Source organism: Aestuariibius sp. HNIBRBA575, assembly GCF_040932005.1.
Lineage (GTDB): Bacteria > Pseudomonadota > Alphaproteobacteria > Rhodobacterales > Rhodobacteraceae > CANLNM01.
The window spans coordinates 2,987,831-3,014,032 of the sequence record NZ_CP162414.1; the positions used below are offsets into that span (position 1 = coordinate 2,987,831).

The 26,202-nt window shown below is 55.7% G+C and carries 31 protein-coding genes; 12 read left to right on the plus strand and 19 right to left on the minus strand.

Annotation, left to right across the window (positions count from 1 at the left end; genetic code table 11):
* Positions 1 to 2 precede the first annotated feature (2 nt).
* The 3 genes from glcF to AB1F12_RS15035 all read left to right on the plus strand — a co-directional run bounded on the left by glcF (position 3) and on the right by AB1F12_RS15035 (position 2,801).
* The gene (gene glcF / locus AB1F12_RS15025; protein WP_368185177.1) at positions 3 to 1,325 is read left to right on the plus strand and encodes a glycolate oxidase subunit GlcF; all 1,323 of its coding nucleotides are present in this window, start codon (positions 3 to 5) and stop codon (positions 1,323 to 1,325) included.
* Positions 1,326 to 1,365: 40 nt separating this feature from the next.
* Positions 1,366 to 2,187, plus strand: coding sequence for a serine protease (locus AB1F12_RS15030; RefSeq protein ID WP_368185178.1), 822 nt, complete (start codon positions 1,366 to 1,368; stop codon positions 2,185 to 2,187).
* 146 nt (positions 2,188 to 2,333) lie between these two features.
* Complete coding sequence (locus tag AB1F12_RS15035; RefSeq protein ID WP_368185179.1) at positions 2,334 to 2,801, plus strand: Hsp20 family protein; 468 nt, start codon at positions 2,334 to 2,336, stop codon at positions 2,799 to 2,801.
* 148 nt (positions 2,802 to 2,949) lie between these two features.
* Here the strand turns inward: AB1F12_RS15035 and polA are convergent, their stop codons facing one another.
* The 5 genes from polA to AB1F12_RS15060 form a co-directional block, all read right to left on the minus strand.
* Positions 2,950 to 5,748 carry a DNA polymerase I gene (gene polA / locus AB1F12_RS15040; protein ID WP_368185180.1) on the minus strand — a complete coding sequence of 933 codons (2,799 nt, stop codon included), beginning with the start codon at positions 5,746 to 5,748 and terminating at the stop codon, positions 2,950 to 2,952.
* 53 nt (positions 5,749 to 5,801) lie between these two features.
* Positions 5,802 to 6,422, minus strand: coding sequence for a TIGR02117 family protein (locus tag AB1F12_RS15045; protein WP_368185181.1), 621 nt, complete (start codon positions 6,420 to 6,422; stop codon positions 5,802 to 5,804).
* A gap of 19 nt (positions 6,423 to 6,441) precedes the next feature.
* Positions 6,442 to 6,627 carry a zinc-finger domain-containing protein gene (locus AB1F12_RS15050; RefSeq protein WP_368185182.1) on the minus strand — a complete coding sequence of 62 codons (186 nt, stop codon included), beginning with the start codon at positions 6,625 to 6,627 and terminating at the stop codon, positions 6,442 to 6,444.
* 82 nt (positions 6,628 to 6,709) lie between these two features.
* Positions 6,710 to 7,075: an HIT domain-containing protein gene (locus AB1F12_RS15055; protein ID WP_368185183.1), complete on the minus strand. Its 366-nt coding sequence runs from the start codon at positions 7,073 to 7,075 to the stop codon at positions 6,710 to 6,712.
* 9 nt (positions 7,076 to 7,084) lie between these two features.
* Positions 7,085 to 8,662 (minus strand): DUF5928 domain-containing protein, encoded by a 1,578-nt coding sequence (locus AB1F12_RS15060; RefSeq protein WP_368185184.1) that lies wholly within the window; start codon positions 8,660 to 8,662, stop codon positions 7,085 to 7,087.
* Between the two features lie 170 nt (positions 8,663 to 8,832).
* Between AB1F12_RS15060 and AB1F12_RS15065 the strand changes: the two genes are divergently transcribed.
* Both AB1F12_RS15065 and AB1F12_RS15070 read left to right on the plus strand, forming a co-directional pair.
* A complete protein-coding gene (locus AB1F12_RS15065) occupies positions 8,833 to 9,651 on the plus strand; it encodes a sulfotransferase family protein (protein WP_368185185.1) in 819 nt (272 codons plus the stop codon).
* A 14-nt stretch (positions 9,652 to 9,665) separates the two neighbouring features.
* Positions 9,666 to 10,331, plus strand: a complete 666-nt coding sequence (locus tag AB1F12_RS15070) for a DNA-3-methyladenine glycosylase I (RefSeq protein ID WP_368185186.1) — start codon at positions 9,666 to 9,668, stop codon at positions 10,329 to 10,331.
* Between the two features lie 2 nt (positions 10,332 to 10,333).
* Here AB1F12_RS15070 and AB1F12_RS15075 read toward each other — a convergent pair whose 3' ends face one another.
* Genes AB1F12_RS15075 through AB1F12_RS15085 form a run of 3 tightly spaced genes read right to left on the minus strand, consistent with a single transcriptional unit; the run spans position 10,334 to position 12,908 of the window.
* Positions 10,334 to 11,332, minus strand: coding sequence for an adenosine kinase (locus AB1F12_RS15075; protein WP_368185187.1), 999 nt, complete (start codon positions 11,330 to 11,332; stop codon positions 10,334 to 10,336).
* Positions 11,325 to 11,972: an endonuclease III gene (gene nth / locus AB1F12_RS15080; protein WP_368185188.1), complete on the minus strand. Its 648-nt coding sequence runs from the start codon at positions 11,970 to 11,972 to the stop codon at positions 11,325 to 11,327. Before nth ends, AB1F12_RS15075 begins: the two co-directional genes overlap by 8 nt.
* Before the next feature lie 42 nt (positions 11,973 to 12,014).
* Positions 12,015 to 12,908: a fatty acid desaturase gene (locus AB1F12_RS15085; RefSeq protein WP_368185189.1), complete on the minus strand. Its 894-nt coding sequence runs from the start codon at positions 12,906 to 12,908 to the stop codon at positions 12,015 to 12,017.
* A 102-nt stretch (positions 12,909 to 13,010) separates the two neighbouring features.
* On the opposite strand from AB1F12_RS15085, the gene AB1F12_RS15090 reads away from it, so the two are divergent.
* Both AB1F12_RS15090 and AB1F12_RS15095 read left to right on the plus strand, forming a co-directional pair.
* Positions 13,011 to 13,865: a bifunctional helix-turn-helix domain-containing protein/methylated-DNA--[protein]-cysteine S-methyltransferase gene (locus AB1F12_RS15090; RefSeq protein WP_368188387.1), complete on the plus strand. Its 855-nt coding sequence runs from the start codon at positions 13,011 to 13,013 to the stop codon at positions 13,863 to 13,865.
* A gap of 119 nt (positions 13,866 to 13,984) precedes the next feature.
* Entirely contained in the window at positions 13,985 to 14,647 is a 663-nt protein-coding gene (locus tag AB1F12_RS15095; protein ID WP_368188388.1) for an OmpA family protein, read from the plus strand.
* On the opposite strand, the gene AB1F12_RS15100 is transcribed toward AB1F12_RS15095, so the two are convergent.
* Positions 14,644 to 14,805, minus strand: a complete 162-nt coding sequence (locus AB1F12_RS15100; protein WP_368185190.1) for a hypothetical protein — start codon at positions 14,803 to 14,805, stop codon at positions 14,644 to 14,646. The two genes, AB1F12_RS15095 and AB1F12_RS15100, sit on opposite strands and share 4 nt — an antisense overlap.
* A 95-nt stretch (positions 14,806 to 14,900) precedes the next feature.
* Between AB1F12_RS15100 and AB1F12_RS15105 the strand changes: the two genes are divergently transcribed.
* The 3 genes from AB1F12_RS15105 (at position 14,901) to AB1F12_RS15115 (ending at position 17,454) form a co-directional block, all read left to right on the plus strand.
* A complete protein-coding gene (locus tag AB1F12_RS15105; RefSeq protein ID WP_368185191.1) occupies positions 14,901 to 15,332 on the plus strand; it encodes an SMI1/KNR4 family protein in 432 nt (143 codons plus the stop codon).
* 172 nt (positions 15,333 to 15,504) lie between these two features.
* On the plus strand, positions 15,505 to 16,272 hold the full coding sequence (locus AB1F12_RS15110; RefSeq protein WP_368185192.1) for a FadR/GntR family transcriptional regulator: 768 nt from the start codon (positions 15,505 to 15,507) through the stop codon (positions 16,270 to 16,272).
* 63 nt (positions 16,273 to 16,335) lie between these two features.
* On the plus strand, positions 16,336 to 17,454 hold the full coding sequence (locus AB1F12_RS15115) for an LCCL domain-containing protein (protein ID WP_368185193.1): 1,119 nt from the start codon (positions 16,336 to 16,338) through the stop codon (positions 17,452 to 17,454).
* Between the two features lie 72 nt (positions 17,455 to 17,526).
* Here AB1F12_RS15115 and AB1F12_RS15120 read toward each other — a convergent pair whose 3' ends face one another.
* From AB1F12_RS15120 to AB1F12_RS15145, 6 genes are all read right to left on the minus strand, one after another.
* The gene (locus AB1F12_RS15120) at positions 17,527 to 18,084 is read right to left on the minus strand and encodes a F0F1 ATP synthase subunit B (RefSeq protein ID WP_368185194.1); all 558 of its coding nucleotides are present in this window, start codon (positions 18,082 to 18,084) and stop codon (positions 17,527 to 17,529) included.
* A 3-nt stretch (positions 18,085 to 18,087) separates the two neighbouring features.
* Positions 18,088 to 18,642, minus strand: a complete 555-nt coding sequence (locus AB1F12_RS15125) for a F0F1 ATP synthase subunit B' (protein WP_368185195.1) — start codon at positions 18,640 to 18,642, stop codon at positions 18,088 to 18,090.
* A gap of 83 nt (positions 18,643 to 18,725) precedes the next feature.
* Complete coding sequence (locus tag AB1F12_RS15130; protein WP_108827259.1) at positions 18,726 to 18,950, minus strand: F0F1 ATP synthase subunit C; 225 nt, start codon at positions 18,948 to 18,950, stop codon at positions 18,726 to 18,728.
* A gap of 55 nt (positions 18,951 to 19,005) precedes the next feature.
* Positions 19,006 to 19,767, minus strand: a complete 762-nt coding sequence (locus AB1F12_RS15135) for a F0F1 ATP synthase subunit A (RefSeq protein ID WP_368185196.1) — start codon at positions 19,765 to 19,767, stop codon at positions 19,006 to 19,008.
* The gene (locus AB1F12_RS15140; protein WP_368188389.1) at positions 19,757 to 20,107 is read right to left on the minus strand and encodes an AtpZ/AtpI family protein; all 351 of its coding nucleotides are present in this window, start codon (positions 20,105 to 20,107) and stop codon (positions 19,757 to 19,759) included. The genes AB1F12_RS15135 and AB1F12_RS15140 overlap by 11 nt, the downstream gene beginning before the upstream one ends.
* Positions 20,108 to 20,269: 162 nt before the next feature.
* A complete protein-coding gene (locus tag AB1F12_RS15145) occupies positions 20,270 to 21,166 on the minus strand; it encodes a DMT family transporter (RefSeq protein WP_368185197.1) in 897 nt (298 codons plus the stop codon).
* Positions 21,167 to 21,296: 130 nt separating this feature from the next.
* On the opposite strand from AB1F12_RS15145, the gene AB1F12_RS15150 reads away from it, so the two are divergent.
* Entirely contained in the window at positions 21,297 to 21,620 is a 324-nt protein-coding gene (locus AB1F12_RS15150) for an ArsR/SmtB family transcription factor (RefSeq protein WP_368188390.1), read from the plus strand.
* Here AB1F12_RS15150 and AB1F12_RS15155 read toward each other — a convergent pair.
* Together AB1F12_RS15155 and AB1F12_RS15160 are read right to left on the minus strand one after the other, a co-directional pair.
* Positions 21,568 to 22,515: a DMT family transporter gene (locus tag AB1F12_RS15155; protein ID WP_368185198.1), complete on the minus strand. Its 948-nt coding sequence runs from the start codon at positions 22,513 to 22,515 to the stop codon at positions 21,568 to 21,570. The genes AB1F12_RS15150 and AB1F12_RS15155 overlap by 53 nt on opposite strands.
* A 24-nt stretch (positions 22,516 to 22,539) precedes the next feature.
* Positions 22,540 to 23,421: a LysR family transcriptional regulator gene (locus AB1F12_RS15160; RefSeq protein ID WP_368185199.1), complete on the minus strand. Its 882-nt coding sequence runs from the start codon at positions 23,419 to 23,421 to the stop codon at positions 22,540 to 22,542.
* A gap of 251 nt (positions 23,422 to 23,672) precedes the next feature.
* On the opposite strand from AB1F12_RS15160, the gene AB1F12_RS15165 reads away from it, so the two are divergent.
* Positions 23,673 to 24,809 (plus strand): Gfo/Idh/MocA family protein, encoded by a 1,137-nt coding sequence (locus AB1F12_RS15165; RefSeq protein WP_368185200.1) that lies wholly within the window; start codon positions 23,673 to 23,675, stop codon positions 24,807 to 24,809.
* Here the strand turns inward: AB1F12_RS15165 and AB1F12_RS15170 are convergent.
* Both AB1F12_RS15170 and AB1F12_RS15175 read right to left on the minus strand, forming a co-directional pair.
* Positions 24,787 to 25,503, minus strand: coding sequence for a GNAT family N-acetyltransferase (locus AB1F12_RS15170; RefSeq protein WP_368185201.1), 717 nt, complete (start codon positions 25,501 to 25,503; stop codon positions 24,787 to 24,789). The two genes, AB1F12_RS15165 and AB1F12_RS15170, sit on opposite strands and share 23 nt — an antisense overlap.
* On the minus strand, positions 25,500 to 26,165 hold the full coding sequence (locus AB1F12_RS15175) for a pyridoxamine 5'-phosphate oxidase family protein (protein WP_368185202.1): 666 nt from the start codon (positions 26,163 to 26,165) through the stop codon (positions 25,500 to 25,502). The genes AB1F12_RS15170 and AB1F12_RS15175 overlap by 4 nt, the downstream gene beginning before the upstream one ends.
* Positions 26,166 to 26,202 lie beyond the last annotated feature (37 nt).

Consider the following 26,202-nt stretch of genomic DNA (forward strand, 5'->3'; position numbering starts at 1 on the left):
TGATGCAAACCAACTTTACTCCAGAGCAACTGAACGATCCCGGTATTCAACGGGCCAATGACATCCTGCGGTCCTGCGTCCATTGCGGATTTTGCACTGCAACCTGCCCGACATATCAAATCCTTGGCGATGAATTAGACAGCCCCCGCGGCCGGATTTATCAGATCAAGGATATGCTGGAAAATGACCGCGACCCGGACCCTCAAACCGTGTTGCATGTGGATCGGTGCCTGTCCTGTCTGGCCTGCATGACCACCTGCCCGTCGGGCGTGCATTACATGCATCTGGTCGATCATGCCCGCGCCTATATCGAAAAACGCTATAAACGCCCGTTTTCTGACCGGGCCTTGCGGTGGATGTTGGCACGGATCCTCCCCTATCCCGGACGGTTCCGACTGGCCTTGCTGGGGGCGAAAATCGGGCGACCTTTTGCACGGTTCATGCCTGATCCCCGTCTGCGGGCGATGCTGGAAATGGCCCCCAAGGTGATCCCCCCGGTTAGCCGCAATGACGATCCCCAAAGCTTTGCCGCTGAAATCCCACGCAAAAAACGTGTTGCCTTGATGACGGGCTGTGCGCAAAAGGCGCTGAACACTGACATCAACGACGCGACAATCCGCCTGCTGACCCGGCTTGGATGCGACGTGGTCGTGGCCAAAGGCGCGGGCTGTTGTGGTGCGCTGACCCATCACATGGGCAAAGAGGATGAAAGCCACGCCACAGCGGCCAAAAACATCAGCGCCTGGCGCGATGAAATCAACGGCGCAGGGTTGGATGCGATTGTGATCAACACGTCCGGCTGCGGTACCACGGTTAAGGATTACGGGCATATGTTCCGCAATGATCCCTTGGCCAGCGACGCCGCCAAAGTCAGTGAAATCACCATGGATATCAGCGAGTTATTGATGCAATTGGACCTGCCCGAAGGCGCAGAAAAAGACATGGTTGTCGCCTATCATGCCGCCTGTTCCCTGCAACATGGCCAACAGATCAAAACCTATCCCAAAGATTTGCTGCGCCGCGCGGGATATACCGTCGTCGAACCTGCCGATTCCCACCTATGTTGTGGGTCCGCGGGGACCTATAATTTGATGCAGCCAGAGATTTCAAAACAGCTCAAAGCCAACAAAATCCGCAATATCGAGGCTAAAAAACCCGATGTGATCGCCGCGGGGAATATTGGCTGCATGATGCAAATCGGATCTGGAACGGACACGCCGATCCTGCACACAGTGGAATTGCTGGATTGGGCAACCGGTGGACCGATGCCCGCAGGACTCACTGCGCCGGGGAAACGCACTCCAGAGGTGCCCATCCTGCGCTAACTGCCCTAATCTGGCCCCAAAAGCCGGGTACAGGCAGGGTATGAAACGTCTTTTAGTGCTATTTTTCGGATTGTGGATCAGTGCGGCCCATGCGCAGGACGCAGCATTGGACGCGTTGCAAACCGCCGATGATGCACGCGGCTGGGAAGCTGTGGGTCGGCTAGAGCTTGATGGCAAAGGGTTTTGCACCGCTGCGCTGATTTCGGATCGCCAAATCGTGACGGCGGCCCATTGTCTGTTTGATCGCCAGACCGGGGCGCCCATTGATCTGTCGCGGATCGAATTTTTGGCCGGTTTGCGCAATGGTCGCGCGCTGGCCTATCGTGAAATTCGCCGCGTCGTGGTGCATCCTGATTATGTGTATCTGGACGACGCACCGGTGGCGTCGGTCGCCTATGACATGGCGCTGCTCGAACTCAGCCAACCCATTCGCAACACATCCATCGAACCTTTTCGCACGGCGACCCAAATGCCGATTGGGGCGCAGGTTGGCGTTGTGTCCTACGCGCTTGACCGCGCCGAGGCCCCTTCTTTGCAAGAGGTTTGTGCCGTTTTGGGGCGCCAATCCGGTGTGGTTGTCATGAGTTGCGACATTGATTTTGGCAGCTCTGGCGCACCGGTTTTTCTGATTTCAAACGGGATTGCCCAGATCGTCAGCATCATCACCTCAAAGGCAAATATCGGCGGGCGCAAGGTGTCGCTAGGGGCGGAAATCAGCGCGCCGTTGGATCAGCTGCGTTCTGAAATGGATGCAGGCCGTGGTGTGTTTCGCGACACGCCCCCCCACGGTATTCGCGTGCTTGAACCGGGCCAAACCAATGACACCGGCGCGCTGTTCATGACGCCGCCCCCGCGCCAATAGCCGGTTCAAATTTCTCAACGTCCCCTCTTGAACCGATAAAATTGCCCCCCAAATGTTAATCACAAGGCGCCAATCGGGCCTTGGATCACCGCCTGTCCCCAAGGGAAGGCACCCATATTTGTTATTGCTCAAGTAGAGGATGACCCATGCGAAATTTTGACCTAGCACCCCTGTATCGTGCGTCTGTCGGCTTTGATCAGATTGCTGACATGATGGATCGGGTTCTGACCACAGAAACCCAGACCAAAACCTATCCGCCCTATAACATTGAAAAAATCGACGAAGATGGCTGGCGTATTTCCATTGCTGTCGCCGGTTTTTCTGACGAAGATTTGGGCGTCGAAGTCAAAGAGAATTCACTGTTGGTGACAGGTCGCAAGGCCGACGAAACAACTGAACGCAGCTATTTGCACCGTGGCATTGCCAATCGCGCCTTTGAGCGCCGGTTCCATCTGGCCGACCACGTGCGTGTCGCCGGGGCCAGCCATGAAAACGGCATGCTGCATATCGATCTGATCCGCGAAGTGCCCGAAGCGCTGAAACCGCGCCAGATCGCCATCACCCGGACCGAAGCAACCCCCAAAGACGTGGTGGATGCCAAAGCCGTTAACTAACGACCTCTGACAACTCTCTCGTCAGATCGACCTCTGACATCACTCTGTCAGATCATCTGTTTGACGTCCCTCCCCGTTAAACAGGTCCCTGACAACCCTCCCTGTCAGATGCGCGGGTCCCGTTTGGGGCTCGCGCTTTTTCTTGGGGCTAGTGCGCTTCGGCCCAGTTGGCACCGATCCCTGCATCCACCACCAGAGGCACATCCAGATGCACGGCCGGGCTGGCGGCATTTTCCATGATGTCCTTGGCCACTTTGATCAGATCATCAGCCGCGTCTTTGTCGACTTCAAACAGCAATTCATCATGCACCTGCAACAGCATCTTGGCGGGCAAATCGGCAATCGCATCGGGCATCCGAACCATGGCGCGGCGGATCACATCGGCGGCCGTGCCTTGAATGGGCGCGTTGATCGCGGCCCGTTTGGCAAACCCGGCATGTGGGCCCTTGGCGTTGATTTCCGGCGTGTTGATTTTGCGCCCAAACAGCGTTTCGACGCGCAGGTTTTCTTTGGCAAAGGCCACCGTGTCATCCATGTAGGTGCGGATGCCGGGGAACCGTTCGAAATAGCGGTCGATGAACCCCTGTGCCTCGGCGCGCGGGATACGCAGATTGCGCGCCAGACCAAACCCCGAAATCCCGTAAATCACACCAAAGTTGATCGCTTTGGCCTGACGACGCACATCAGCGGTCATATCTTCGAGAGGGACATTGAACATTTCCGACGCGGTTTTGGCGTGAATATCCTGACCTTCGCGAAACGCCTGTTTCAGCGCGTCAATACCAGCCACATGGGCCAGAATGCGCAATTCGATCTGTGAATAATCTAACGATACCAGCACGTTGCCCGGCTCTGCGATAAATGCTTCGCGAATGCGGCGGCCTTCTTCTGTGCGTACGGGAATGTTTTGCAGGTTCGGGTCCGTAGACGCCAAACGCCCGGTATTGGCCCCGGTTTGCACATACGACGTGTGCACCCGGCCCGTATCAGCATTGATATGATCCTGAAGCGCATCCGTATAGGTCGATTTCAGCTTGCTCAGTTGCCGCCAATCCAGAACTTTGCGGGGCAATTCATGTTCTGTCGCCAAATCCTCTAGGATGTCAGCGCCGGTTGCATAGGCCCCTGTTTTGCCTTTTTTTCCGCCGGGCAACGCCAGATCGTCAAACAGAATTTCACCCAGCTGTTTGGGCGATCCCACGTTAAACGGACGCCCCGCACCGGCGTGAATGTCTGCTTCTAGCTCGGCCATTTTCTGGGAAAACGCGTTGGACATGCGTGACAGCACATCGCGGTCCACTTTGATCCCATGCCGTTCCATTTGCGACAGAACCGGCGCCAAAGGCCGTTCCAGCGTTTCATAAACCGTGGTGACCTGTTTTTGGTGCAGTTGCGGTTTGAACATTTGCCACAGACGCAGGGTAATGTCCGCATCTTCGGCGGCGTATTTCACCGCGTCGTCCACCGGCACCCGATCAAAGGTTTTGGCGGATTTTCCCGTGCCCAGCAGGGTTTTGATCGGGATCGGCTGGTGATCCAGATACCGTTCCGACAGCGCGTCCATCCCATGGTTATGCACGCCCGCATTCAACGCATAGGACATCAGCATCGTGTCATCGATACAGGTCACATTCACGCCGTACCGGATCAGGATTTTGGCGTCATATTTCATATTTTGCCCGATTTTCAGGATGCTATCATCCTCGAGCATGGGTTTGAGGATCGCGATGGCCTGTTCCAGCGGCATCTGTCCGTCGGCCAGCGCGTCACTGCCAAACAGATCGTCCGCAGCTTCGGCGCGGTGGGTCAGCGGGATATAACAGGCATGGCCCGCCTCAACACATAGAGAAATCCCCACCAGATCAACGACCATGTCGTCCAACCCGGTGGTTTCCGTATCAAAGGCAACCCAGCCCCGTTCATAGGCCAGATCCACCCATTTTTGCAGCGCATCCGCGTCGCGTACACATTCATAGGCATCCGTATCAAACGGGATGGCATCTGGTGTGGCGACCGTTTCAACCGCAGGGGCATCAGCCACAACGGGGGCATCAACACCCAGTTTTTCAGCCATGCGTTTGGTCATCGTGCGGAATTCCATCTCCGCCAAGAACCCCAACAGAACCTCAGGCTCCGGGTCGCGCACTTCTAGATCTTCGATGGTGAAATCCAGCTTCATCTGTTCATCAAGCTGCACCAGACGTTTGGACAATTCGATCTGTTCACGGTGATCAATCAGGGTTTGCCGCCGCTTGGGCTGTTTGATTTCACCCGCGCGGTCCAGCAATTCCTCAAGCGAGCCGTATTCGTTGATCAGCAACGCTGCGGTTTTGATACCGATTCCGGGCGCGCCGGGCACGTTATCCACGCTATCACCTGCCAGCGCCTGCACATCGACCACACGATCCGGGCCCACGCCGAATTTTTCATGCACACCGTCCACGTCGATCAATTTGTTCTTCATCGCGTCGAACATATCAACGCCGCCACCGACCAATTGCATCAGGTCTTTGTCCGAACTCAGGATCGTGCAGCGACCACCAGCTTCGCGGGCTTGCACAGCCAAAGTGGCGATGATGTCATCCGCTTCATAGCCCTCAACTTCGTGGCAGGCGATGTTGAACGCACGGGTCGCATCACGGGTCAGGGGGAATTGCGGGCGCAGATCCTCTGGGGCGGGGGGACGGTTGGCTTTGTACAGATCATACATGTCATTCCGGAAGGATTTTCCAGAATGATCAAAGATTACAGCCACATGCGTCGGCGCATCCGCGCCAGTATTGCCATCCACATAGCGCTGCAACATGTTGCAAAACCCGCTGACCGCACCCACCGGCAGCCCATCCGATTTGCGCGTCAGGGGCGGCAGCGCGTGGTAAGCCCGAAAAATAAACGCCGATCCATCAATCAGATGCAGATGACACCCTTTGCCAAATTGCTCGCTCATTTTCACTCTCCCAGATGCGTTGCATGTCTTGTGCCACGAATGGTTCTGATGGGCTAGGGCAAGGTCCACGTGAAGGGCGTCCAAATGCCGGTTGAAACGCCAATTTCATCCAGAACATCCCCCACCCAGACATTACATGTCCGCCACAGGTTGAAACGCCCAGCGGCGGCAAAGAAACGATCATGCTGATGAAATCCAGGCCAGGTTGCGCCCTGACGATCCGCCGTGACCTGATCCAGATCGGACCTAATGCGGTCCAGCAGCCGATCCAGCTGGTCCTGCGTGACCGGGATTTGGGTAAATGTACCGTTTGGAATGGGCCCAGACACAGTGATCCGCAAAACCGCGCTGTCCCCGGTCACGGCGCGCCAAACGGCGCTGGGTTTCACATCCGCATAGGTGCCTGCGCTGGTGTAAAACGCCTGTGATCCCCAACCGACCAGAATCCAATCCGCATTGGGATGCGATATTGGCACGCCTGCACGGTCCGCAAATGTAAAAAACGCCCGGGTTTGGGCGTTTGATGGGATGGCGATGTCGGTGTGGATCGCGCCTTTGATCAGGACGATTTCATAGGCCGGGTCGATTGCCACGGATGTTTCACCGGCGCGGATCAAACCGCCCACTGTGCCTGCGATCAAAAACAGCGCAATCGGGCCAAACAGCCCAACCAACGCCCAGATCAGTCCCCGCTTAAGCGTTGACCTGATCCTTCATGGTTTCATGGATCATTTTGCAATCGCAATAGGGGCATTCCACCCAGCCATGTTCCGTCGGGATCTGCAACCAAACGCGCGGATGCCCCAACGCGCCTTCACCCCCATCACAGGCAACACGCCATTGGCTGACAATCTTGGTCTCTGGGGCAGGTGTGGTCATGGTTGAACCTATTCAATTTGAGTTGGCCGCATATTAGCAATCCGCAGCCCGCAAACAAGCGCAAACGCTGCGATATATACGCTCAACTTTGAGGGAGCATCGCGCCCAATTGTTTGCCGCCAATCAGATGCAGGTGGAAATGCGGCACATCCTGAACGCCGTGAGTGCGCGTGTTGGCGATGGACCGGAACCCCTGGCTCAGGTTTTCAACCTCACAAACACGGGCCACGGCGGCAAAAAATCCGACCTGTTCCTCTGGGCTGGCGTCACGTGCGAAATGATCGATGCTGACATAGGGGCCTTTGGGGATCACCAGAACATGCACCGGCGCGCCGGGATTTATGTCGCGAAATGCCAGCGCGTGATCGTTTTCAAACACCGTTTGATTGGGGATTTCGCCGCGCAGGATTTTGGCGAAAATATTGTTTGTATCGTAGTCAAAATCCATGATTTTCCTCTAATCCACAAAGAGATACGGCGTTTCAGCAATCTGTTTGGCCACATCATGACCCACGGTCAGAAATTCAGCAATCGGTTCGGCGTTTTCATCCGCAGTGTGATCCTGCCGCAGGCGCGTGTGGTTCACAAACCCCGAATCCCTCAAACGATCGCTTTCATAGACCACGTCATAACGGATCGTGGGCAGCAATTGCCGCAGCGTATCTTCGGACGTTTGTTCGCCGGCCAATCCGACCCGTTTGGCATGGCCAACCAGATAGTCATCCGTAAATTCGCAATCGATTTCCAGCAGCCGCGTGGTCGAGCGATCCGAATAGAAATCCTGCAACAGATCAATGCTGGCCGTGTCCAGACAGATGATCAGCCGATCCGTGTCATAGTAATCATACAGCATCCGCATCAACGCACGCCGGTGACGGGTGCGTTTTTCAAGCGTGCTTTGGATGCCGCCCAGATCGGGCAACGGCGTGTCTTCTTCGTTGAACAGATAATCGATGGCGGGAATGTTGGTGTGATGTTTGATCGACCCAACCAGCCGTTTGGCCACATGCCATTTTTTGCACGCCACAACCATCAATTCGCGATCCCGGCCCAGGGACGCCTCGGTTTCCCAGAACCGCGTCGCAAAACGCCGACCAATACGGCCCCGCCCGGTCAGGAATTTATGCAGACTGCGCCCTTCGTTTGAGATTTTGAAATCGTCACGTTCAGACGCATACAATACCCCCAACCGTTTCTTTAGTTCTTTGGCTTCTGGGCTGATTTTGCGGGCAAACAGGAAATCCTGTGAAAGCAGTAATTCATAGTGATCATTGTAGAAATTGATCGGCATCCCGTAATCGGAAAACGTCAAAAATGTCAGGGTGCGGGTGCGGATTTCGGGTTCGGGCACCAGATGGCGCACAAGGGTTTGAAAAAACGTTTCATCCGGAATCCACGTTGTGCGGAAAAACCGCATCACGTCTTTGCGTTGTTTGGTAAAATCCAAAATCCATTCAATGGTGCGCCGTCGCAGACACCACCATTGGCTGCCGATTTGCACCTGAATATCAGCCGGAATGTCACGGGTCAGACCCAGTTTTTCCTGCCACTTAAACGATTGATAAAACCGCCAAGGCTGGGTGCGTTCGTTGAAGAAATGGCGATAAATCAGCCGCTCTTCCTTCATCCCAGTTTTGATCCAATCGCTTTCAAAGTAATCAAAACTTTCGATGTAATCGACGTCTTCGGCATCCAGAAAATCATGGGCATAGCGCGCAGATTTCACCGCCATGCAATCCCCCGACACCATGTAGAAATGGGTCGCACGTGGGAAGGCTTCGACCGCGGCCTCAACCGCATAAAGCGTGGCCTGAACCAGGCTCCATTCCCCCCAGCCGCATTTGATCCGTTTGCGCGCAAAGGTCACATTCGGATTGTCGGCCAAAGCATCCTGAATTTTCTGAAACGCCGCCTTGGGCGCACGTGCATCAAAATGAATCGACATGCAATCGCCCACAGCCGTCAATTGACGCGCTTGTTGGATGATCGCATCCGGATCCTTGTGACACAGCAGAATGAAGGCGATTTTTGCCATTTTGGAAACCTTAAAGCCTCAGCGTGAGGATTGTTTACGCTTGATACCTTGAACAGACGTTGAATAAACAGGGTTTGTTTGTATTTTTGTGCATAATTGGCAAACGGTTGCCCTGAAACAAGGGACAGAGCCGTCACAGTGATGTGCATTTTGGATTGGAAGGGCAGAGTATGGGTTTTCCCGGAACGTGGATGACAGAGAGCGAAAGCATGGTGTACCGGGTGGTGCCCAAATGCGCGTGCTCGACCATTGGCCAGATCATGTATTATTCCGACCAAGGCGAATTCTTTGATGGTGACATCCATGACGCCACGGGAAACATGCACAAATGGTCGATGGAAAGCAGCCAACAGGCGATCACCGACAACGCCCAGTCCCACAAAAGCTATGCCTTCACCTGCGTGCGCAATCCCTATACGCGCATCCTGTCGTCGTTCTTTGACAAAATCTGCGGCATTCAGCGCAATGGCCGCCGGTATCGGGGCAATCTGGTGCCGCTTTTGATCCAGAAATATGGGATCGAGGTGGGCGATCCGGATACGGGCTTTGAATTTGACCAAATCCAAAGTTTCCGCCGGTTTTTGCTGTTTGCGCGTGATACCATCCGTTGGCGCCGCCCGATGGAGCCTGACATCCATTGGTCCGCCATGTCCGGGCATGTGTCCACGTTCATCGTCAATGGCGGGCGCTACGATAATATTTTCTGGACTGAATCGTTCAACGACGGGATGCAATCGGTGCTGGACGCCATCGAAACCCCGCATCAGGTCGATCTGGCCGCGATCCCACGTTTCAACGAAAGCGAAGGCCACGGCCCCAAACGGGCCCATCCGGTTGAGGATTATTTCGACGATCTGTCGATGCATCTGGTCTATGAAATCTACAAACGTGATTTCAACCTGTTCAAATATGACTTTGAAAACCCAGGGAATAAAATGCCCATCGGCGAAATTGATCTGGACGAAGTCCACGCCAAACTGGGCGAATAAGGCCGGGTTTCATCATGCGTAGTTTCGACGCCATTTTTGATATCGCAGCGGATCGCAAAGGTGGCACTGCGATATTAGAAACCCTGTTAGAACGGCCCAAAACTCCGGCGGATATTCGACAAATCCCCGATGATCACTGGCTGGCGGCGATGGCGCGCGGGGTGTTTCAGGCTGGGTTTAGCTGGAAAGTGATCGACGCCAAATGGCCCGGTTTTGAAACCGCATTTCAGGGGTTTGACCCTGCCCCGGTCGCGTTTTACCACGACGAAGATATCGACCGCCTGATATCAGACAAAGGCATTGTGCGTCACGGCCCGAAAATTCAGTCGGTGATCGAAAACGCGCGGTTTGTGATGGATATCGCCAATGAACACGGATCGTTTGGCGCGTTTGTTGCCGAATGGCCAGACGATGATTTTGTCGGTCTGACGAGCGTGTTGAAAAAACGTGGATCGCGGCTGGGCGGCAATACCGGCCCTTATATGTTGCGATCCATGGGCGTCGACAGTTTCATCCTGTCGCGTGATGTGGTTGGGCGGCTGGTTGCCGAAGGCGTGATCGACAAAACGCCCACATCCCAAAAAGCGCTGAAAGCCACCCAAGCGGCATTCAACACATGGCGATCCCAATCAGGCCGAAGCCTGACCGAAATCAGCCGTGTTTTAGCGATGAGCCTGTAGGTTTACGCAGAAACCAAGCTAAGATCGCGCAGCATTGCCAACAGGTTACGATCCGCGCGTGGGCCCATGTGACGGATCACTTCACCAGCGACGGCACAGCCCATTTCACCGCAGGTCCGCATATCCGCCCCAGTGGCCAAACCATATAGGAACCCGGCGGCGAACCCGTCGCCCGCGCCGGTTGCATCAACGGGCACAATCCGTTCAACCGGGACGTCATCGCGATTGCCATCTGCCACGATTGTCACGCCTTCGCCGGACCGTGTGCAGGCCACCAACGAACAGATCGCGGCGGTTTTGGCCAGCGCATCTTCTAAATCATCCGTTTCGTACAATGACCGGATTTCGGCTTCGTTGCCGATCACGTAATCCAGTTCGTTTTCGATCAAGCTCAGGAAATCGGCGCGGTGACGTTCAACGCAGAACGGATCAGAAATGGCGATCCCGGCCTTGCCACCGGCGGCGCGACAGGCGCGCGCCATGGTGATGAACGCCTCTTTGCCTTTGTCTTTGTCGAACAGATACCCTTCGAGGAAAACGATTTCCGCGTTGCCGGCCACGTCTGCATCCACATCCTGAGGGCCAAGTTCGGCAGAAATGCCCAAATAGGTGTTCATCGACCGTTCACCGTCGGGGGACACAAAAATCATCGACCGCGACGTGGGCAGCGCGCCGTTTGGCACAGGCGCGTTGATGAATTTGGTGCCATCGGCCTCCATCGCTTGGGCATAAAACTGACCCAACGCATCATCGCTAACACGGCCGACAAACCCGGTGCGCAGCCCCAGATTACCGATCCCGGCCAATGTGTTGGCCACAGACCCACCCGCGGCTTGTTTGCGGTTTTCCATCGCCCCATAAAGCACCTCTGCGCGGTCCCTTTCGACCAGCTGCATGATGCCTTTTTCGATGCCCATTAGATCCAAGAAGCTGTCATCGGCCGTGGTCAACACGTCCACAACGGCATTGCCGATGCCAACGATTTGGTAGGTTTTAGTCATGGGTTTTGTCCTCAAATTGACAGAGATCGCGGATGATGCAGGCCCCACATTTGGGTTTGCGCGCGACACAGATATAGCGGCCATGCAGGATCAGCCAATGATGTGCATGGTGTTGAAAATCAACGGGAATGTTGTCTTCGATGGCGCGTTCGACCGCGTCCACGTTTTTCCCCGGACAGATGCCAGACCGGTTGCCAACACGGAAAATATGGGTGTCCACGGCTTGGGCTGGATGCCCCCACCACATGTTCAACACCACATTGGCCGTTTTACGACCAACCCCGGGCAGCCCCACCAGCGCGTTACGTGAATTGGGCACTTGGGATCCGTATTGATCGACCAGAATCTGGCTCATTTTGATGACGTTTTTGGCCTTTTGACGGAACAACCCAATGGTTTTGATATGTTCGATCAGGCCGTCTTCGCCCAGTTCCAGCATTTTTTCCGGCGTATCGGCGATTTTGAACAACGCTTCGGTGGCTTTGTTCACGCCGACATCAGTGGCTTGCGCGGACAGCGCAACCGCGACCACCAGCGTATAGGCGTTCGTGTGGTTCAACTCTCCTTCGGGCTCTGCCTCGGAGGATTGGAAACGCGTAAACACGTCGCGCAGGGTGTTATAGTCCATCTGTTTGATCATGGCGCCTGCTATGCATTGTTCGCCACGATTGGGCAAGATCACTCAGAAATCGGCGACATACTGCTTTGTAAAGGCCACATATCCCGGTTCCGTGTGGATCAGGTGATCTTTGGTCAGCACATGCAGCTGCGGCAACAGGTAGAACGGCACGTTGGGGAACACGTGATGTTCGACGTGATAGGGCATATTCCACGCGACAAACCGGATGATCCGATTGGTATATGTGGTGCGGGTATTGTCGAACATATTGGCCAATTGTGGGCACCGCCCGTGTTCGGCCAACAGGTACAGCCGCAACGCAGGTTGCGCGATCAGCGCGGGCAAAATCCACACCCAAAACAGTAGGGTCGTAAACGCAAAGCTAAGTGCGGCCAGCGCGTAAAGCCCCAGCATGATCCGCGCCTCTTTGGTGATGCGACCTACGGCACGGGGTGGCAAATACGGCCCAGATGCACGCCCGAGCGCATTGATCACAATCTGTTTGATCTGACTGATCCACACCGGAATGCCCGACACATGCATGATCCAACGCGCCCACGTATCCGGTTTGTCACCCGCTTCGCCATGGCCCAGTTCGGGGTCTTTGCCGGGGATATTGGTATGGCGATGATGGGCCAGATGGAAATAGCGGAACCATTCAAACGGCAATAGGATCATCACCCCGCAACACCGCCCGACCCATTCGTTTAACACCTCATTGGCAAAGGGTGTTTTGTGGGTCGCTTCGTGTTCCAAGGTGAACAGAAACACGATCAACACGCCTTGGAGCGGCAGCAACAGCCCCCAGAACGGGGCCTGCAACGCGATGTAGAGGCCAAACAGACTGATCAGCCCGACATGACCGGCCAAATGCACCATCCCTGCCCGATCTGATTTTTCCACCAGACGTCGTGCGACATCCGGGTCCAATGATTTCAAAAACGCTTTGTGATCCATTTCGAAACGCTATCACGGCATTTTCGGACCACGCCAGATCAGAAATTTGACAATGCGCAAATTTCGGGTCGCTTCGATTGTGTGAACCCCTATTTTGGTCCCATGGAAAATGTCAGCGAATACCACTTTCATGTGATGCGGCGCGCCATCGATCTGATTGATGCCGCCGAAGCCCCCCTGTCGCTTGAACATCTGGCGGCCCAGATGAACATGTCACCGGCCCATTTTCAGCGCCTGTTTAGCGCCTGGGTCGGCGTGTCTCCGAAACGGTTTCAGCAATATCTGACGCTGGGCCATGCCAAATCATTGCTGCGGGACCGATTCACGACACTGGAAACGTCCAACGCATTGGGATTGTCCGGCTCAGGCCGCCTGCATGATCTGTTTGTCCGCTGGGAAGCCATGAGCCCCGGCGAATATGCCCGCAACGGCGCAGGCCAGACCATCCGCTGGGGCTGGTTTGACAGTCCGTTTGGGCAAAGCTTGGTCATGGGCACCTCAAAGGGCGTCTGCGGCATCGGCTTTGCATCCGAAGCGGGCGAAGAAGCGACCATGCTGGACCTGACGTCGCGTTGGCCCAACGCCCAATTTGTCGAAGACCCCGACATGCTGCGCCCGTGGGTTTTGTCGGCCTATGGCGCGCGCCCCACCAATGAACCTACCCCGCTTTATCTGATCGGCAGCCCCCTACAGATCAAAGTCTGGGAAGCGTTGCTGCAAATCCCGTCCGGCAACGTGACCACCTATAGCGAAATTGCCGGCCATATCGGCAAACCCCGCGCCGTGCGGGCGGTGGGGACGGCCGTTGGGCGCAATCCGATTTCGTGGTTGATCCCCTGCCACCGCGCGGTGCGCAAATCCGGCGGATTGGGGGGCTATCACTGGGGGCTGCCGGTGAAACGCGCCTTGCTGGCGCGCGAAACCGCCCAATCTGATTCATTGGACCCGACCGGGTAAATCGGCGGATTTCTGCGGTTTTCCGCTGATTATCAGAGTGATATTGGATAACAGCGCGTTCCGACCGATATGATTGGAGCAAGCGCCTAATGCGCGTCACAATTTTGGAAAGACCCATGATGATTATTCGCAAATCGATGATCCTTGCCGCTGTATCCGCCTTGGCATTGACCGCCTGTAACGGCGTAGAAGACCTGCGTGACCCCAACAACCCCAACCGCAACACCCAAACCGGCGCTTTGGTTGGCGCAGGTATCGGTGCGCTGGTGGGCGTGGCTGCGGGTGATGACGCCGAAGAACGCCGTCGCGGTGCTGTGATTGGCGCTGCACTGGGCGCGGGCCTGGGGGCCATTGGTGGCGCTGAACTGGACCGCCAAGAGGCTGATCTGCGCGCGCAAATGGGGTCAAACGTCGATATCCGCAACACAGGCCAGGAACTGATCGTGACCCTGCCGCAGGACATCCTGTTTGCAACCGACAGCGCAACGCTGACTGGCGGGCTGCAATCTGACCTGCGCACGCTGTCCTCTAGCCTGAACAACTATCCCAACACCACCGTCAACGTGATCGGCCATACCGATAATGTCGGCGATGCAAATTATAACCAAAGCCTGTCCCAGCGGCGCGCCCAAGCCGTGACCTCTGTGCTGATCAGCTCTGGTGTGTCAGCGGCCCGTATCCGGTCCTTTGGCCGCGGCGAAGATGCCCCTGTGGCGTCCAACCTGACGGTTGAGGGCCGTCAACAAAACCGCCGTGTGGAAATCATCATCACACCGAACTAAGCTGCTGTGTTAGCAGGTTCAAAGGCCGCCAGCACCCGCTTGGCGGCCTTTTTGCAGAACATGCGCATGTTTGACGTGCAGGTGCACCGTTTATGGGCCGCATCACGCGATACCGCCCCAAAGTCAGGCATTTCTGCCCAAGACCGGATATTGAACATGCCCCGCCTTTATGCTTGCAATGCGAACGTTGCAGGCATTGCAAAACACAGTTTTCAAGTTCAACGATTTTGTTGCACACGAAAGGGTCAGGCAGATGAAGTTTGAGATCGACGTTATAGGCCACAGCCTGACCGATGGCGAAATTACCGCCTTTGAGGCAGGTGCTAAGGTACGTCTCCCACCTCAGTACAGAGATTTCCTAAAGGGTAAGAACGGCTTCTTGCCTTTGCAAATGATTTGTCCAGATACGGGATTTGACGCGGACTTGTCCGTGTTCTTTCCGTTATTTTCGATGAACAAGCGCACCACAGTCAACACCGTAGAATGCGTAAATGACCTGATTTGGTTTGCTATTGATAGCGGTGGTGGTCGGTATGGCTTGGCTCATACAGGGCGGAACTTTGGAAAAGTATTCTGGTTCGACCTTCCCCATAGTGACATTGAGCAACCCATGTCTTCAGATTGTGAAATTGTTGCTGACACCTTTAATGCTTTCATTGAGAGTCTGATCCCAATGGTTGATTAGGTTCTGGCGCGTTGCGGCATACCTTGCATCCCGCGCAAATGTCCGTTTTTCACTTTGACCCGTTTGCGCCACAACACTCAAAGCCTCCCGACGTTCAACTCTTTTTCGCATTCACAGCTTGCGGCATATTCTGTCCGGTCATATGATTTGACCAATTCAAACGTGGAACATCATGCCCTTTCAACCCGTCCAGCCCGAAAAGTTGTCAAATTCTGTTGTGCGTCAGATCGAATTGCTGATCCTGCGCGGCATTTTGCGTCCGGGCGAACGGTTGCCATCGGAACGCGAACTTAGCGAACGCATGCATGTATCACGACCGTCATTGCGCGAAGCCTTGGCAGAATTGCAGGAACGCGGCCTGCTGACATCGCGGGCAGGTGCGGGTGTTTATGTGGCAGATGTGCTGGGATCGGCGTTTTCTGATGCGCTGGTACAGCTGTTTTCATCCCATGACGAAGCAGTGTTTGACTACATCGCCTTTCGCCGCGACATGGAAGGCCTGGCCGCAGAACGCGCCGCCCAATATGGGTCCGCGACCGATCTGAAAGTCATCGACACGATTTTTAACAAAATGGAAGCCGCCCATTCCAAACGCAACCCCGCCGAAGAGGCTGGGCTGGACGCGGATTTTCATCTGTCGATCATCGAAGCCAGCCACAATGTGGTGATGCTGCATATGATGCGATCCATGTATCAGCTGCTGCGCGAAGGCGTGTTCTATAATCGCCGTATCATGTTTCAACAGCGCGCCACGCGCGGCACATTGCTGGAACAACACAGGGCCATCAATGTTGCGCTACAAGGGCGGGATGCCGTAGGGGCCCGCAATGCAGTTGAGGCGCACCTGAATTTCGTCGATCAATGCCTGACAGATAAACAAAAATCTGACCGCAACGAAGCCGTCGCTCAACAGCGGTTTGACCACGAATCCTCTCGTTAACCTGATATTTTTTCGTCAAATGCCGTGAATGCGCTATACTGGGCCCATTCACAGGAGGCAGCGATGAAGAATTTTGTAGCCGCGATTTTATTGTTTTTTTCGTCAATCGGAACTGCGCAAGCGCAAGACGTCTATCAGACGCCGGTCGGGATTTTATGCCTAGAAGGATGGATTACCGACGCGACCAATGCGTTAAACCGGTACAATGGCAATGACACGTTTAACGCCAGCAAACCCTATCGGGTGAACCGATTTGGGTTCATTATGCCCGCAAATGGCCGGTCCAATTTTGACCCGGACAATTGGGCGACCTTTGGCGCCAACCGCAATCAGTATATGTGGACGGCGTTATACACATCCGAGGCACAATATCCGATCTGGGATAAACCTGCCTATAACGCTGCGCGTGTGCCGGGGCTGCGGTATTATGTGCGGGCCTGTGTTGCTGCGCAGGGCGTCACGCCAACACCCGCGCCTGTGACACCTGCCACACCAACACCGCCACCCGTGCCAGCCACGCCCATCCCAGCCCCACCTGCGCCAGTTCCAGCGCCAGTACCAGCACCCGGCCTGACCACACAGGCGGATTGCCCGCCCACTTGGGTGCCCATTGGCAGCTATCCAGGTGTATTGCTGGGCTGTAACTGTACCGCCACACTGATCAACCAAGGCACGCAGGTCTGGGGATCCGGCCCTTATACCTATGATAGCAATCTATGCCGCGCTGCGGTTCATTCTGGGGCGATCCCGGCCACAGGCGGCATGATTTGGGCCACCACGGGCGGCGCGCAGCAATCTTATGTCGGCACCACCCGCAATGGCGTGACCACCAATGATTATGGTCCCTACCCAACAACCGGGATCATCCTGAACAGGCCCAATGCGCAGATCCGCCCAATCGCCCTGCCGGCCTGTCCCGGCAGCATGACCAACCAAGCAGGCCCGCTGACATGTCACTGTGCCCCTTCCCGGTTTGGCACCAGCGGTATTTGGGGCACGGGCACCTATACCTATGACAGCAACCTTTGCACGGCTGCGTTGCATGCGGGTGTTGTGGGGGATGCGGGCGGTCCGGTTTCCGTTCGCCCCATCCCAGATGCCGGATCGTATACCGGGTCTATCCGCAATGGGGTCACATCCGCGGATTACGGCGCATGGCAAGGCGCGTTTGTGTTTGAATAAATACAAAACAAAAAACCCGGCACATCTGCGCCGGGTTTTTTATCAGATTGGGTTGCCCCAGATCATATTTGCTTAGTGCAGCTTTTCGCCAACAACGTTGATCGCTTCATCGATCAGTTCACCGCCGGATTTGGCAGTCATCTGTGACGCGATCACGTCTTGGGCAGCACCGACAGCCACGGTAATGGCTTGGTCACGCACATCTTTGATTGCACCGGCTTGCGCGCTGGCAATCTGTTCTTGTGCTGCGGCCAAACGGCGTGTCAGCGATGTTTGCATGTCCACTTTCGCCTGTTCAGCGGCCAATGTGGCCTCTTCTTTGGCGTGGGCAATGATGCGTTCCGCTTGTTCCTGAACCTCTTTCTGTTTGCGCTCATAGGACGCCAACAGAGTTTGAGCTTCTTCGCGCAGCGATTTGGCTTCTTCCAGCTCGGATTTGATGCCTTCGGCACGGTCATCCAATGCTTTGCCGATCATGCCGGGCACTTTGAAGTAGAAAAGCACGCCGATGAACAGCAGGAAGCCAAGCAACACAACAAAGTCAGTGTTTTTCAGCGAAAAGAACGGACCAGAGGCAGCAAAAGCAGGGCTAGCAGCAACAGTCAGGGTCAGAGCGAGAAGTTTTTTCATGTCTTACCCTTTCATCCGTTCAGCGATGGCAGCCGTGATGGCTTTCTCATCGGCTTTGCCGCCAAGAACAGAAACCAGTTCAGCAGCCGTAGCCCCTGCAACTTCGCGCACACCATCAACGGCACCGGCACGAATTTCTGCAATCGCAGCTTCGCTTTCAGCGGTTTTGGCGGCAATTTCTGCATCCGCTTTGGCCAGCTCGACATCCAGCTCGGCTTGGATTTCTGCTTTCGCTTCTTCCACAATCCGGTGGGCTTCGGCGCGGGCATCAACCAGCGCTTTGTCATAAGCCGCTTCAGCGTCTTGCGCCTTGAGCTTCAGCTCTTCGGCAGCAGCAATATCATTCGTAATTGTGCCCTGACGTTCCGCCAGCACGGACCCGATGCGCGGCAGCGCAATCTTGGTCAGCACGAGGTAGATCACAACAAGTGTAATCACGAGCCAGAAAATCTGGTTACCCCAAGTCGAAAAGTCCAACTGAGGCATGCCCGGCGCCGATGCGGCGTGGTCCAAACCCTCAGCGGCGTGACCCGCGGTTTCTTGCGTTTCAGTCGCCATAACGTCCTCCTAGGAACTTTCCGGTTACAACGGGAGGATCAGCATTCTGATCCCCCCGCGCGTAAGGATGGTGTTCCGTAGGCTTAGACGGCGAACATCAGCAGCAGAGCGACGAGGAACGAGAAGATCCCCAGGGCTTCTGCAAACGCGATGCCGATGAACAGAGTAGCAGTCTGCGACGCAGCTGCGGATGGGTTGCGCAGAGCGCCAGCCAAGAAGTTGCCAGCAACGTTACCAACACCGATAGCGGCAGCGCCGGAACCGATTGCAGCCAAGCCAGCGCCGATGTGTGCGAGTTCGCCTTCCATGAGTATTCTCCTTACGATTGGAAGTTTAGATAAGTTATCAGACCGTCGCCCGGAATTAGTGACCGGGGTGCAGTGCATCCTTTAGGTAAACACAGGTCAGAATTGTGAACACGTAGGCCTGAATAAAGGCCACGAGGATTTCCAGACCGTACATTGCGGTGATGGCAACCACAGACACGGGGCTAATCACGGTGATGGCAGCGAAACCTGCGAACACTTTGATCACCGCGTGACCGGCCATAACGTTACCAGCAAGACGGATGGAATGGCTGACGGGACGTACAAAGTACGAAATCAGCTCGATGATAGCGAGGATCGGGCGCAGCGCCAGCGGTGCGCTGGAAACCCAGAACAGACCCAGGAATTTGGTGCCGTTTTTGGCGAAACCGTAGATGGTCACGGTCAGGAACACCAACATGGCCAGAACAACCGTCACCGCAAAGTGGGACGTGGTGGTAAAGGACATTGGGATCAGGCCAAGGAAGTTGGCGAAAACGATGAACATGAACAAAGTCATGACATATGGGAAGAAACCAACCGCGTCTTTGCCGGCGACATCTTCGACCATTTTATAAACAAAGCCGTAGGCCATTTCGGCGATCGACTGAATGCGTGTTGGGACGATGGCGCGGCCTTTGGTGCCCAGAACCATCAACAAAACGATCGCAACAACGGTCAGCGCCATCCACAATGTCGCATTTGTCGGCGTGTACCAGGAAATGGCACCGTCACCGAACAACGACTTAATGTTGAACTGATCCATTGGGTGAAATACCAGACCGCCTGTTTCTTCTGCGCCGTGTGTTTCAGTCGCCATCGTTCGCTTCCCCGTCTTTGTCGGCCTGCTCGGCCAACTGTCTTTCCTGTATCTCTTTGGCCGATCGCATCATGACGTTAACGCCAGCCGCGAGGCCAAAGAATATGAACAACACCATCAACCAAGGCGTCGTGCCCAACAGCACATCCAGCCCGTATCCAATGCCAAAGCCGATCCCAAGACCCGCTACAAGCTCGATCACCATGCGCCATGCCAGATTGGCCTGCGAATAGTGCTCTTCCGAATGGTGCTTGGATTGATCCGGACCCTTGGCCTCTGCGATCTTGCGTTCAAGATCTTTTAGCCGCTCGGCATTGCTGCGATTTTCTGGGTCGGACAAGCGCAAGGCTCCCCTATTCGTGTTGGTGATGGAGTAGGCGGCGGGGGGCACAGAGTCAAGACACTCGATCAGATTGCTATGCGCCTGTAATTTAACGAAAAAAAACACCTGCGCCAGAGTGACACAAGCCAATATTGCGCCCATTCACCCCCATTTGGATATTCAACCATTTGGTTGAGAGTTGCGAAACCACCCAATAAGCCGCCCGTCGATGAACAACATCCCGAAGAATATCACCGCCATGCCCGCATATTGAACGGGCGCCAGCTCTTCTGCCAAAACCAACACCCCCAACAGCACAGAGGAAACCGGCGCAATAAAGGTGATCGTCGACGCCGTGGTCGCGCCCACACGCGGGATCAGCCAGAACAACAGGATGAACGCCGCCGAGGTCAGCAAAAACCCGATAACCATCAGGCTGGCCCATGTCTCGGTTTGGGTGATCACTGGCAGGCCTTCGACCAACAAGGCCAGCGGGATCAGAACCACACTGCCCAATGTCAGCGACCACGCGGTTAGCAATGTGCGATCCAAATCATGCAATCGACGCATGTAATTCATCGCGATCCCATAGCAAACCGGCGCACAGATGGTCGCTAATAGCGCCCATCCGTTGGATTGCCCCTGCCCCCTGAGCGACGGCAAAGCCAGCAGAATGATCCCGGCAAAGCCAAAGCAAACGCCGATGGATTTCAATTTGGTCGCGCGTTCACCGCCCGGCCAGTAATGGCTGACGATCACCACCATAATCGGCGTCATAGCATTCACGATGCCCGCGGCCGATGACGTGATGAATTGCTGCGTCACCGGATAAATCGCCAGGGGCAGCGAATATTGGAACAGTCCAAACACCGCCAACTGGCCCAGCGCGGCCATTGGAACGGCCTTCTTTTTTCCGGTGGCCAGCAGCCAGATCCAACAGCCCAGCGCACCGGTGCCAACACGCCCCATCGCGACCGATAACGGCCCCAATTCACGCAACAGAATTTCATTAAAGAAGAAAGACGCGCCCCAGCCCGCTGCCAAAATGACAATAATTCCCCAATAGCGCAATGGCATGACGACTTCCCTCTACTCTCACGTGATCTTGGGACAAGACTGGGCCGGGTTTGTCCAATTCATTTTTGTGATGGGGGTCATTTAACGGACTGGGTTTCCCTTTCGCACATTGAACGATAGTTTGCCCCGGATGGACCAGATCGACACTATATTTGCCGCCCTGTCAGACAGCACACGCCGTGAAATCCTGCGCATGCTGCTAGAGGATGATATGGCGGTGACAGATGTGGCCGAACCGTTTGAAACATCCCTCGCGGCGATTTCCAAACATCTGAATGTGTTGACCAAGGCGGGCCTGATTTCGCAGGAAAAACGCGGGCGGGTCAAATGGTGCAAACTGGAACCAGACGCCATGCGGGATGCCAGCATCTGGATGCAGGGCTTTGGTCAGTTCGAAGCCATCAATCTGGAAGCGTTTGAGCGGTTTCTGGCGACAGAATTGCCTGAGGACTGACATCACTGTCATTGCGCAGCAACAACAGCAACGCCATGACGATCAAACCCAGCCCGGCCAGAATCGCAACCGGGGGCAATGCCCCGCCCAGTGCGATTTCCCACAGGATCACCCAGCTGGGCACCAGATAGGTATAGGCCATGACTTTGGCGGCGGGCAGGCGCAACGCGGCAAACTGGATCAAAACAAACGTGGCCGCCGTGGCAAACACCGTGATGTAGCCCAGCGTGATCCACACGATCATCGGCAGGTTGCCCCATTGCGTGGCCATGATATCGGACCAGCCAAATCCGGCCACAATCAGGGTGCCCATAACCAACGTGCCAAAGGTAAACGTCACCGGTGCCTCACCCCGGTTCAAACGCGGGATAAGCGCGGCATAGACCGCATGGGCGACGCATCCGACGAAATAGATCATTTCCCCTTTGCCGATCTGAAACGCTAGAATCGCAGGTATGTCAGCGCGAAAAATCACCCAGATCGCCCCCAATCCGCCGATCGTGATCGCCAGCGCCATGCGGCCGGTGGTGATCTGTCGCAAAACGATCCAACCAAACAGGGCGGCGATGGCCGGGGTCAGGGTAAACACCGCCGCCGCGCTCACCGGTGGCGCGGTTTTCAACCCCTCAAACATCAGCACCATATAGGACGCGATCAAACCGCCCAACACGCCATAGCGCCATGGCGCGCGCGCATCCCGGCGGTGCAATTTGCCCATGACCAATGCCGCGATGCCAACCAACGTCGACGCCAACAAAAACCGCAAAGATGTGATCGCCATCGGGGCAATTTCGTTGGCAACCAATCCCCCAAGCGCAAAGGACCCAGCCACCAAGGCCGAAAACGCCAGCATCGCAACATGCCCTGCGACGGCTCCGTTGTTGGGGCGGCTCATAGCACGAGGATCATGTGGTCAGGCTCATGCATAGTTCCAATCTTTGGAGCGTTCTTTGAGGAATTTCAGGAACGATTGCACCTTGGGTGAGCGATGCAAATCCACATGGGTCACCAGCCACAATTGCGCCACCCATTCCGGCCGTGACGGAACAACTTCGGTCAAATTGCCCAGACGTTCCATATCCCAGTCGGTCACAAAGCCAATGCCCGCGCCCGATGCGATCGCGTCCAGCATCGACCGGTCCCCTTCGGTTCGGTAGGCAAATTTCGGGGATGCGACAATCGCTTCGATCCACCGGTTAAACGGCACACGGCTGGCCACTTTGTCGATCCCAACAAACTGATGATCGGTCAGGTCAGCGTCCTGTTCCGGTTTGCCGAACCGGGCGATATAATCATCGGATGCAACCAAACGCAGGCGTTGCTTGATAAAGGGTTGAACCACATTGTCTGGCTCCTCGGGGGCCGCGCCCGCACGGATCGCTACATGCGCCTCGCCATATTCAAGCCGAAAGACCCGCGGACTGGTTAAATAGCGCACAACCAAACCGTCGTTTTCAGCCTGAAAATCCACCAAAACTGGCGACATCAGCGCAGACAAAGACGGCAACGACGTCACAACCAAATCGCCGCTGACACCAGCGCCCTGCCCCTTTAGCCGACCGGCCAATTGGGCAAATTGATCATCCGTCGTTTTGGCGATTTGCATCAGATCCTGACCGGCCTCTGTGGCGGTATAGCCGCGTGCATGCCGTTGAAACAGCTTAACACCTAATCGGGTTTCGAGCGCATCAATGTGTCGGATGACCGTGGCGTGATGCACGCCCAGCACGTCTGCCGCCCCGCTCACGGTGCCCAATCGCGCCACTTGAAACGCTGTCCGTACTTCATCCCAGTTTTCCATGGCACCCTCATCCTGTGCTTTTTCGCACTTATCTCAGATAATTTAACGGCAGGTGTGCACCGACGCAACGGTCACATCCGCGTTATCTCCTACTTAGGAACGGAATTTCATTTCGCCAGCTTTCCGTGGAAATCAGTTCAACTCTGCTGACATTTTCATAATGTAAACGTTTACTTTTTCCCTTTGCCTATCCGGATTTTTAGATATGTTAGCGCCAACGACAGCTAATATTAGCATTGGGGGGACCAAAAATGACGAAACCGCTAAAGCTTGGGATGGTCGGTGGGGGCAAAGACGCTTTCATCGGCGCCGTGCATCGGATTGCATCGCGTATTGATGGACAATGGGAACTGGTCGCCGGTGCGTTATCATCCACCCCCGAACGCGCCCGCAACAGCGCGCAGGCCCTGGGTCTGACACGGTCCTATGATACCTTTGGCGAAATGGCCGTTGCAGAGGCTGCGCTGGACGATGGCATCGACGCGGTGGCGATTGTAACGCCAAACCATGTGCATGCGGATGCGGCAATCGCGTTTTTACAGGCGGGTATCCACGTGATTTGTGACAAACCCCTGACCGCCACAATAGATGACGCCAATCGGCTGGCCCAAGTCGCACGCGAATCCGATGCGATGTTCATTCTGACCCATAATTACACCGGCTATCCGATGATCCGGCAGGCGCGCGATATGATCGCCAATGGTGATTTAGGTGATCTGCGGGTGGTTCAGGTCGAATATGCGCAGGATTGGCTGGCCGAAGAAACCGATGGCAAACAGGCCGATTGGCGCACCGACCCCAACCGATCAGGCGCGGGTGGATCAACGGGTGATATCGGCACACATGCCCATAACCTTGCGCAATTTGTGACCGGTCAAAATGTGACGCAACTGGCCGCGGATTTGCAGGCGTTTGTTGCGGGCCGTCTGGTTGACGACAACGCCCATGTCATGCTGCGATTTGACGGCGGCGCACGCGGGATGCTGTGGTGTTCTCAGGTGGCGGTTGGCAATGAAAACGCGCTGCGTTTGCGGGTTTACGGCAGCAAAGGCGGTCTTGAATGGGCGCAAGAGGACCCAAATTACCTGTGGTACACACCGTTTGGCCAGCCCAAACAGCTGCTGACACGGGGCGGCGCGGGCGCAAGGGACGCGGCCAATGCCGTGACCCGCACGCCCGGCGGCCACCCTGAGGGATATCTCGAAGGGTTTGCCAATATCTATAGCGGTGCTGCGGATGCGATCCGTGCATGGAACGCCGGAAACCGGGATGGCAACGGCGTGTTACCCGGCATCCGCGAAGGCCTGAGCGGGGTCTATTTCATTGATGCCTGCGTGCGGTCTTCGGCTCAGGATGCGGCTTGGGTCACATTGGACGCGACCCCATAAACCACCCCAGCGGGCGGCGTTGCCGTCCGTTTTCATCAAAGTTCGCGGGGTCAAGCCAAGCCTGATGGGCGGCCTGAATGGCCGGCCATTCGCGATCCAGAATCGAAAACCAAGCCGTGTCCCGATTGCGTCCCCGATATAGGGTCGCTTGGCGAAATGTGCCTTCGTAGGTGAACCCCAGTCGTTCCGCAGCCCGTCGCGATGGCGCATTCAACGCATCACATTTCCATTCATATCGACGATATCCCAGCCCAAAGGCGTGCTGCATCATCAAATGCATGGCTTCGCTCGATTGTGGCGTTTGCTGCATCAGGGGCGAAAACCTGAGCCAGCCCACCTCAATCGATGCCGCATCCGGAGTGATCCGCAGATAGGACCCCATGCCAATCGCCTTGCCGCTTTGACGATCCACAAAGGCATAAAATTGCGGATCATCGCCCAGACAGGTGGATGTCATCCAAGCCAGATACGCCGCATAATCGGCAAAGGGCCCATTGGGCAGATAGGTCCACCCAGCGCCGGTTTCGTCCAACATATTGGCCGCAAATAAATCCGCAGCGTGTCGTTCGGGGTTGAGCGCTTCGAGTTGGACATACCGCCCCGTGATCCCCTGTGCGTTCGGCAATGGCGGCGCGGTCCAGCCTGCTGGCAATGCATCCCCAATTGGTTGGTTTAGATGATTTACCCGGCTCATAGCTTTGCTCCGATGAGGTTGTGAACATGATCTGGAATATCGACATTGGCCAAGTTGCGCGGGTCCGCAATCGCATCCCCAAACGTCGTGACCGCAGGAATGACCCCTGCCCAAATCGGCAATTCGTAATCGGCCTCGTCATCACTAACACCGGCATCGCGCACCTTGGCGGACGCTTCGTCAATGGGCATGCCCAGAATGGTGGTTGCCTTGATTTCCTGCTGGGTGATCGGGCGCAACATGTCCCAACGTTCGGGATACATCCCATCCACAAACGCCCTGAGCCGCGCCACTTTTTCCTCTGGATCTTCGACTTTGACCGCTTTGCCAAATACCATCGCGGACCGGTAATTTGCCGAATGATGCATGGCGGACCGGCCCAGAACCAATCCATCCATGATCGACACTGTCAGGCACACATCCGCACCCACGCTTTTGCGCAACATGCGGCTGGCGGATGATCCGTGCCAATAAACATGGTTGCCTTCGCGCCATTGAAACGTGGGCGTCACAACCGGGCGACCGTCAATGACATAGCCCACGCTGCACATCGCAGATGCGTCCAAAATCGCATAGATCGATGCGGGATCATGGGCGCCACGTTCGTGCATACGGCGCAATCGGGTCATTTCGGTCAATCTGGGGTCACTGGGTTTTTGCATGGTGCTTTCCTTTGCTTGCCCATGACCTAGCCCCTTG

What these genes read in the sequence shown, in the direction of transcription:
- AB1F12_RS15100 (WP_368185190.1), bottom strand. Translation starts at nt 14,805, where the DNA reads ATGTTCAATATCCGGTCTTGGGCAGAAATGCCTGACTTTGGGGCGGTA.
- AB1F12_RS15060 (WP_368185184.1), bottom strand. Translation starts at nt 8,662, where the DNA reads ATGGCAAAAATCGCCTTCATTCTGCTGTGTCACAAGGATCCGGATGCG.
- AB1F12_RS15115 (WP_368185193.1), top strand. Translation starts at nt 16,336, where the DNA reads ATGAAGAATTTTGTAGCCGCGATTTTATTGTTTTTTTCGTCAATCGGA.
- AB1F12_RS15090 (WP_368188387.1), top strand. Translation starts at nt 13,011, where the DNA reads ATGGAAAATGTCAGCGAATACCACTTTCATGTGATGCGGCGCGCCATC.
- AB1F12_RS15065 (WP_368185185.1), top strand. Translation starts at nt 8,833, where the DNA reads ATGGGTTTTCCCGGAACGTGGATGACAGAGAGCGAAAGCATGGTGTAC.
- AB1F12_RS15155 (WP_368185198.1), bottom strand. Translation starts at nt 22,515, where the DNA reads ATGAGCCGCCCCAACAACGGAGCCGTCGCAGGGCATGTTGCGATGCTG.
- AB1F12_RS15170 (WP_368185201.1), bottom strand. Translation starts at nt 25,503, where the DNA reads ATGAGCCGGGTAAATCATCTAAACCAACCAATTGGGGATGCATTGCCA.
- AB1F12_RS15055 (WP_368185183.1), bottom strand. Translation starts at nt 7,075, where the DNA reads ATGGATTTTGACTACGATACAAACAATATTTTCGCCAAAATCCTGCGC.
- AB1F12_RS15085 (WP_368185189.1), bottom strand. Translation starts at nt 12,908, where the DNA reads ATGGATCACAAAGCGTTTTTGAAATCATTGGACCCGGATGTCGCACGA.
- AB1F12_RS15165 (WP_368185200.1), top strand. Translation starts at nt 23,673, where the DNA reads ATGACGAAACCGCTAAAGCTTGGGATGGTCGGTGGGGGCAAAGACGCT.
- AB1F12_RS15120 (WP_368185194.1), bottom strand. Translation starts at nt 18,084, where the DNA reads ATGAAAAAACTTCTCGCTCTGACCCTGACTGTTGCTGCTAGCCCTGCT.
- AB1F12_RS15050 (WP_368185182.1), bottom strand. Translation starts at nt 6,627, where the DNA reads ATGACCACACCTGCCCCAGAGACCAAGATTGTCAGCCAATGGCGTGTT.
- AB1F12_RS15175 (WP_368185202.1), bottom strand. Translation starts at nt 26,165, where the DNA reads ATGCAAAAACCCAGTGACCCCAGATTGACCGAAATGACCCGATTGCGC.
- AB1F12_RS15150 (WP_368188390.1), top strand. Translation starts at nt 21,297, where the DNA reads ATGGACCAGATCGACACTATATTTGCCGCCCTGTCAGACAGCACACGC.
- AB1F12_RS15135 (WP_368185196.1), bottom strand. Translation starts at nt 19,767, where the DNA reads ATGGCGACTGAAACACACGGCGCAGAAGAAACAGGCGGTCTGGTATTT.
- AB1F12_RS15075 (WP_368185187.1), bottom strand. Translation starts at nt 11,332, where the DNA reads ATGACTAAAACCTACCAAATCGTTGGCATCGGCAATGCCGTTGTGGAC.
- AB1F12_RS15160 (WP_368185199.1), bottom strand. Translation starts at nt 23,421, where the DNA reads ATGGAAAACTGGGATGAAGTACGGACAGCGTTTCAAGTGGCGCGATTG.
- AB1F12_RS15070 (WP_368185186.1), top strand. Translation starts at nt 9,666, where the DNA reads ATGCGTAGTTTCGACGCCATTTTTGATATCGCAGCGGATCGCAAAGGT.
- AB1F12_RS15030 (WP_368185178.1), top strand. Translation starts at nt 1,366, where the DNA reads ATGAAACGTCTTTTAGTGCTATTTTTCGGATTGTGGATCAGTGCGGCC.
- AB1F12_RS15035 (WP_368185179.1), top strand. Translation starts at nt 2,334, where the DNA reads ATGCGAAATTTTGACCTAGCACCCCTGTATCGTGCGTCTGTCGGCTTT.
- glcF (WP_368185177.1), top strand. Translation starts at nt 3, where the DNA reads ATGCAAACCAACTTTACTCCAGAGCAACTGAACGATCCCGGTATTCAA.
- polA (WP_368185180.1), bottom strand. Translation starts at nt 5,748, where the DNA reads ATGAGCGAGCAATTTGGCAAAGGGTGTCATCTGCATCTGATTGATGGA.
- AB1F12_RS15095 (WP_368188388.1), top strand. Translation starts at nt 13,985, where the DNA reads ATGATTATTCGCAAATCGATGATCCTTGCCGCTGTATCCGCCTTGGCA.
- nth (WP_368185188.1), bottom strand. Translation starts at nt 11,972, where the DNA reads ATGATCAAACAGATGGACTATAACACCCTGCGCGACGTGTTTACGCGT.
- AB1F12_RS15105 (WP_368185191.1), top strand. Translation starts at nt 14,901, where the DNA reads ATGAAGTTTGAGATCGACGTTATAGGCCACAGCCTGACCGATGGCGAA.
- AB1F12_RS15125 (WP_368185195.1), bottom strand. Translation starts at nt 18,642, where the DNA reads ATGGCGACTGAAACGCAAGAAACCGCGGGTCACGCCGCTGAGGGTTTG.
- AB1F12_RS15145 (WP_368185197.1), bottom strand. Translation starts at nt 21,166, where the DNA reads ATGCCATTGCGCTATTGGGGAATTATTGTCATTTTGGCAGCGGGCTGG.
- AB1F12_RS15110 (WP_368185192.1), top strand. Translation starts at nt 15,505, where the DNA reads ATGCCCTTTCAACCCGTCCAGCCCGAAAAGTTGTCAAATTCTGTTGTG.
- AB1F12_RS15130 (WP_108827259.1), bottom strand. Translation starts at nt 18,950, where the DNA reads ATGGAAGGCGAACTCGCACACATCGGCGCTGGCTTGGCTGCAATCGGT.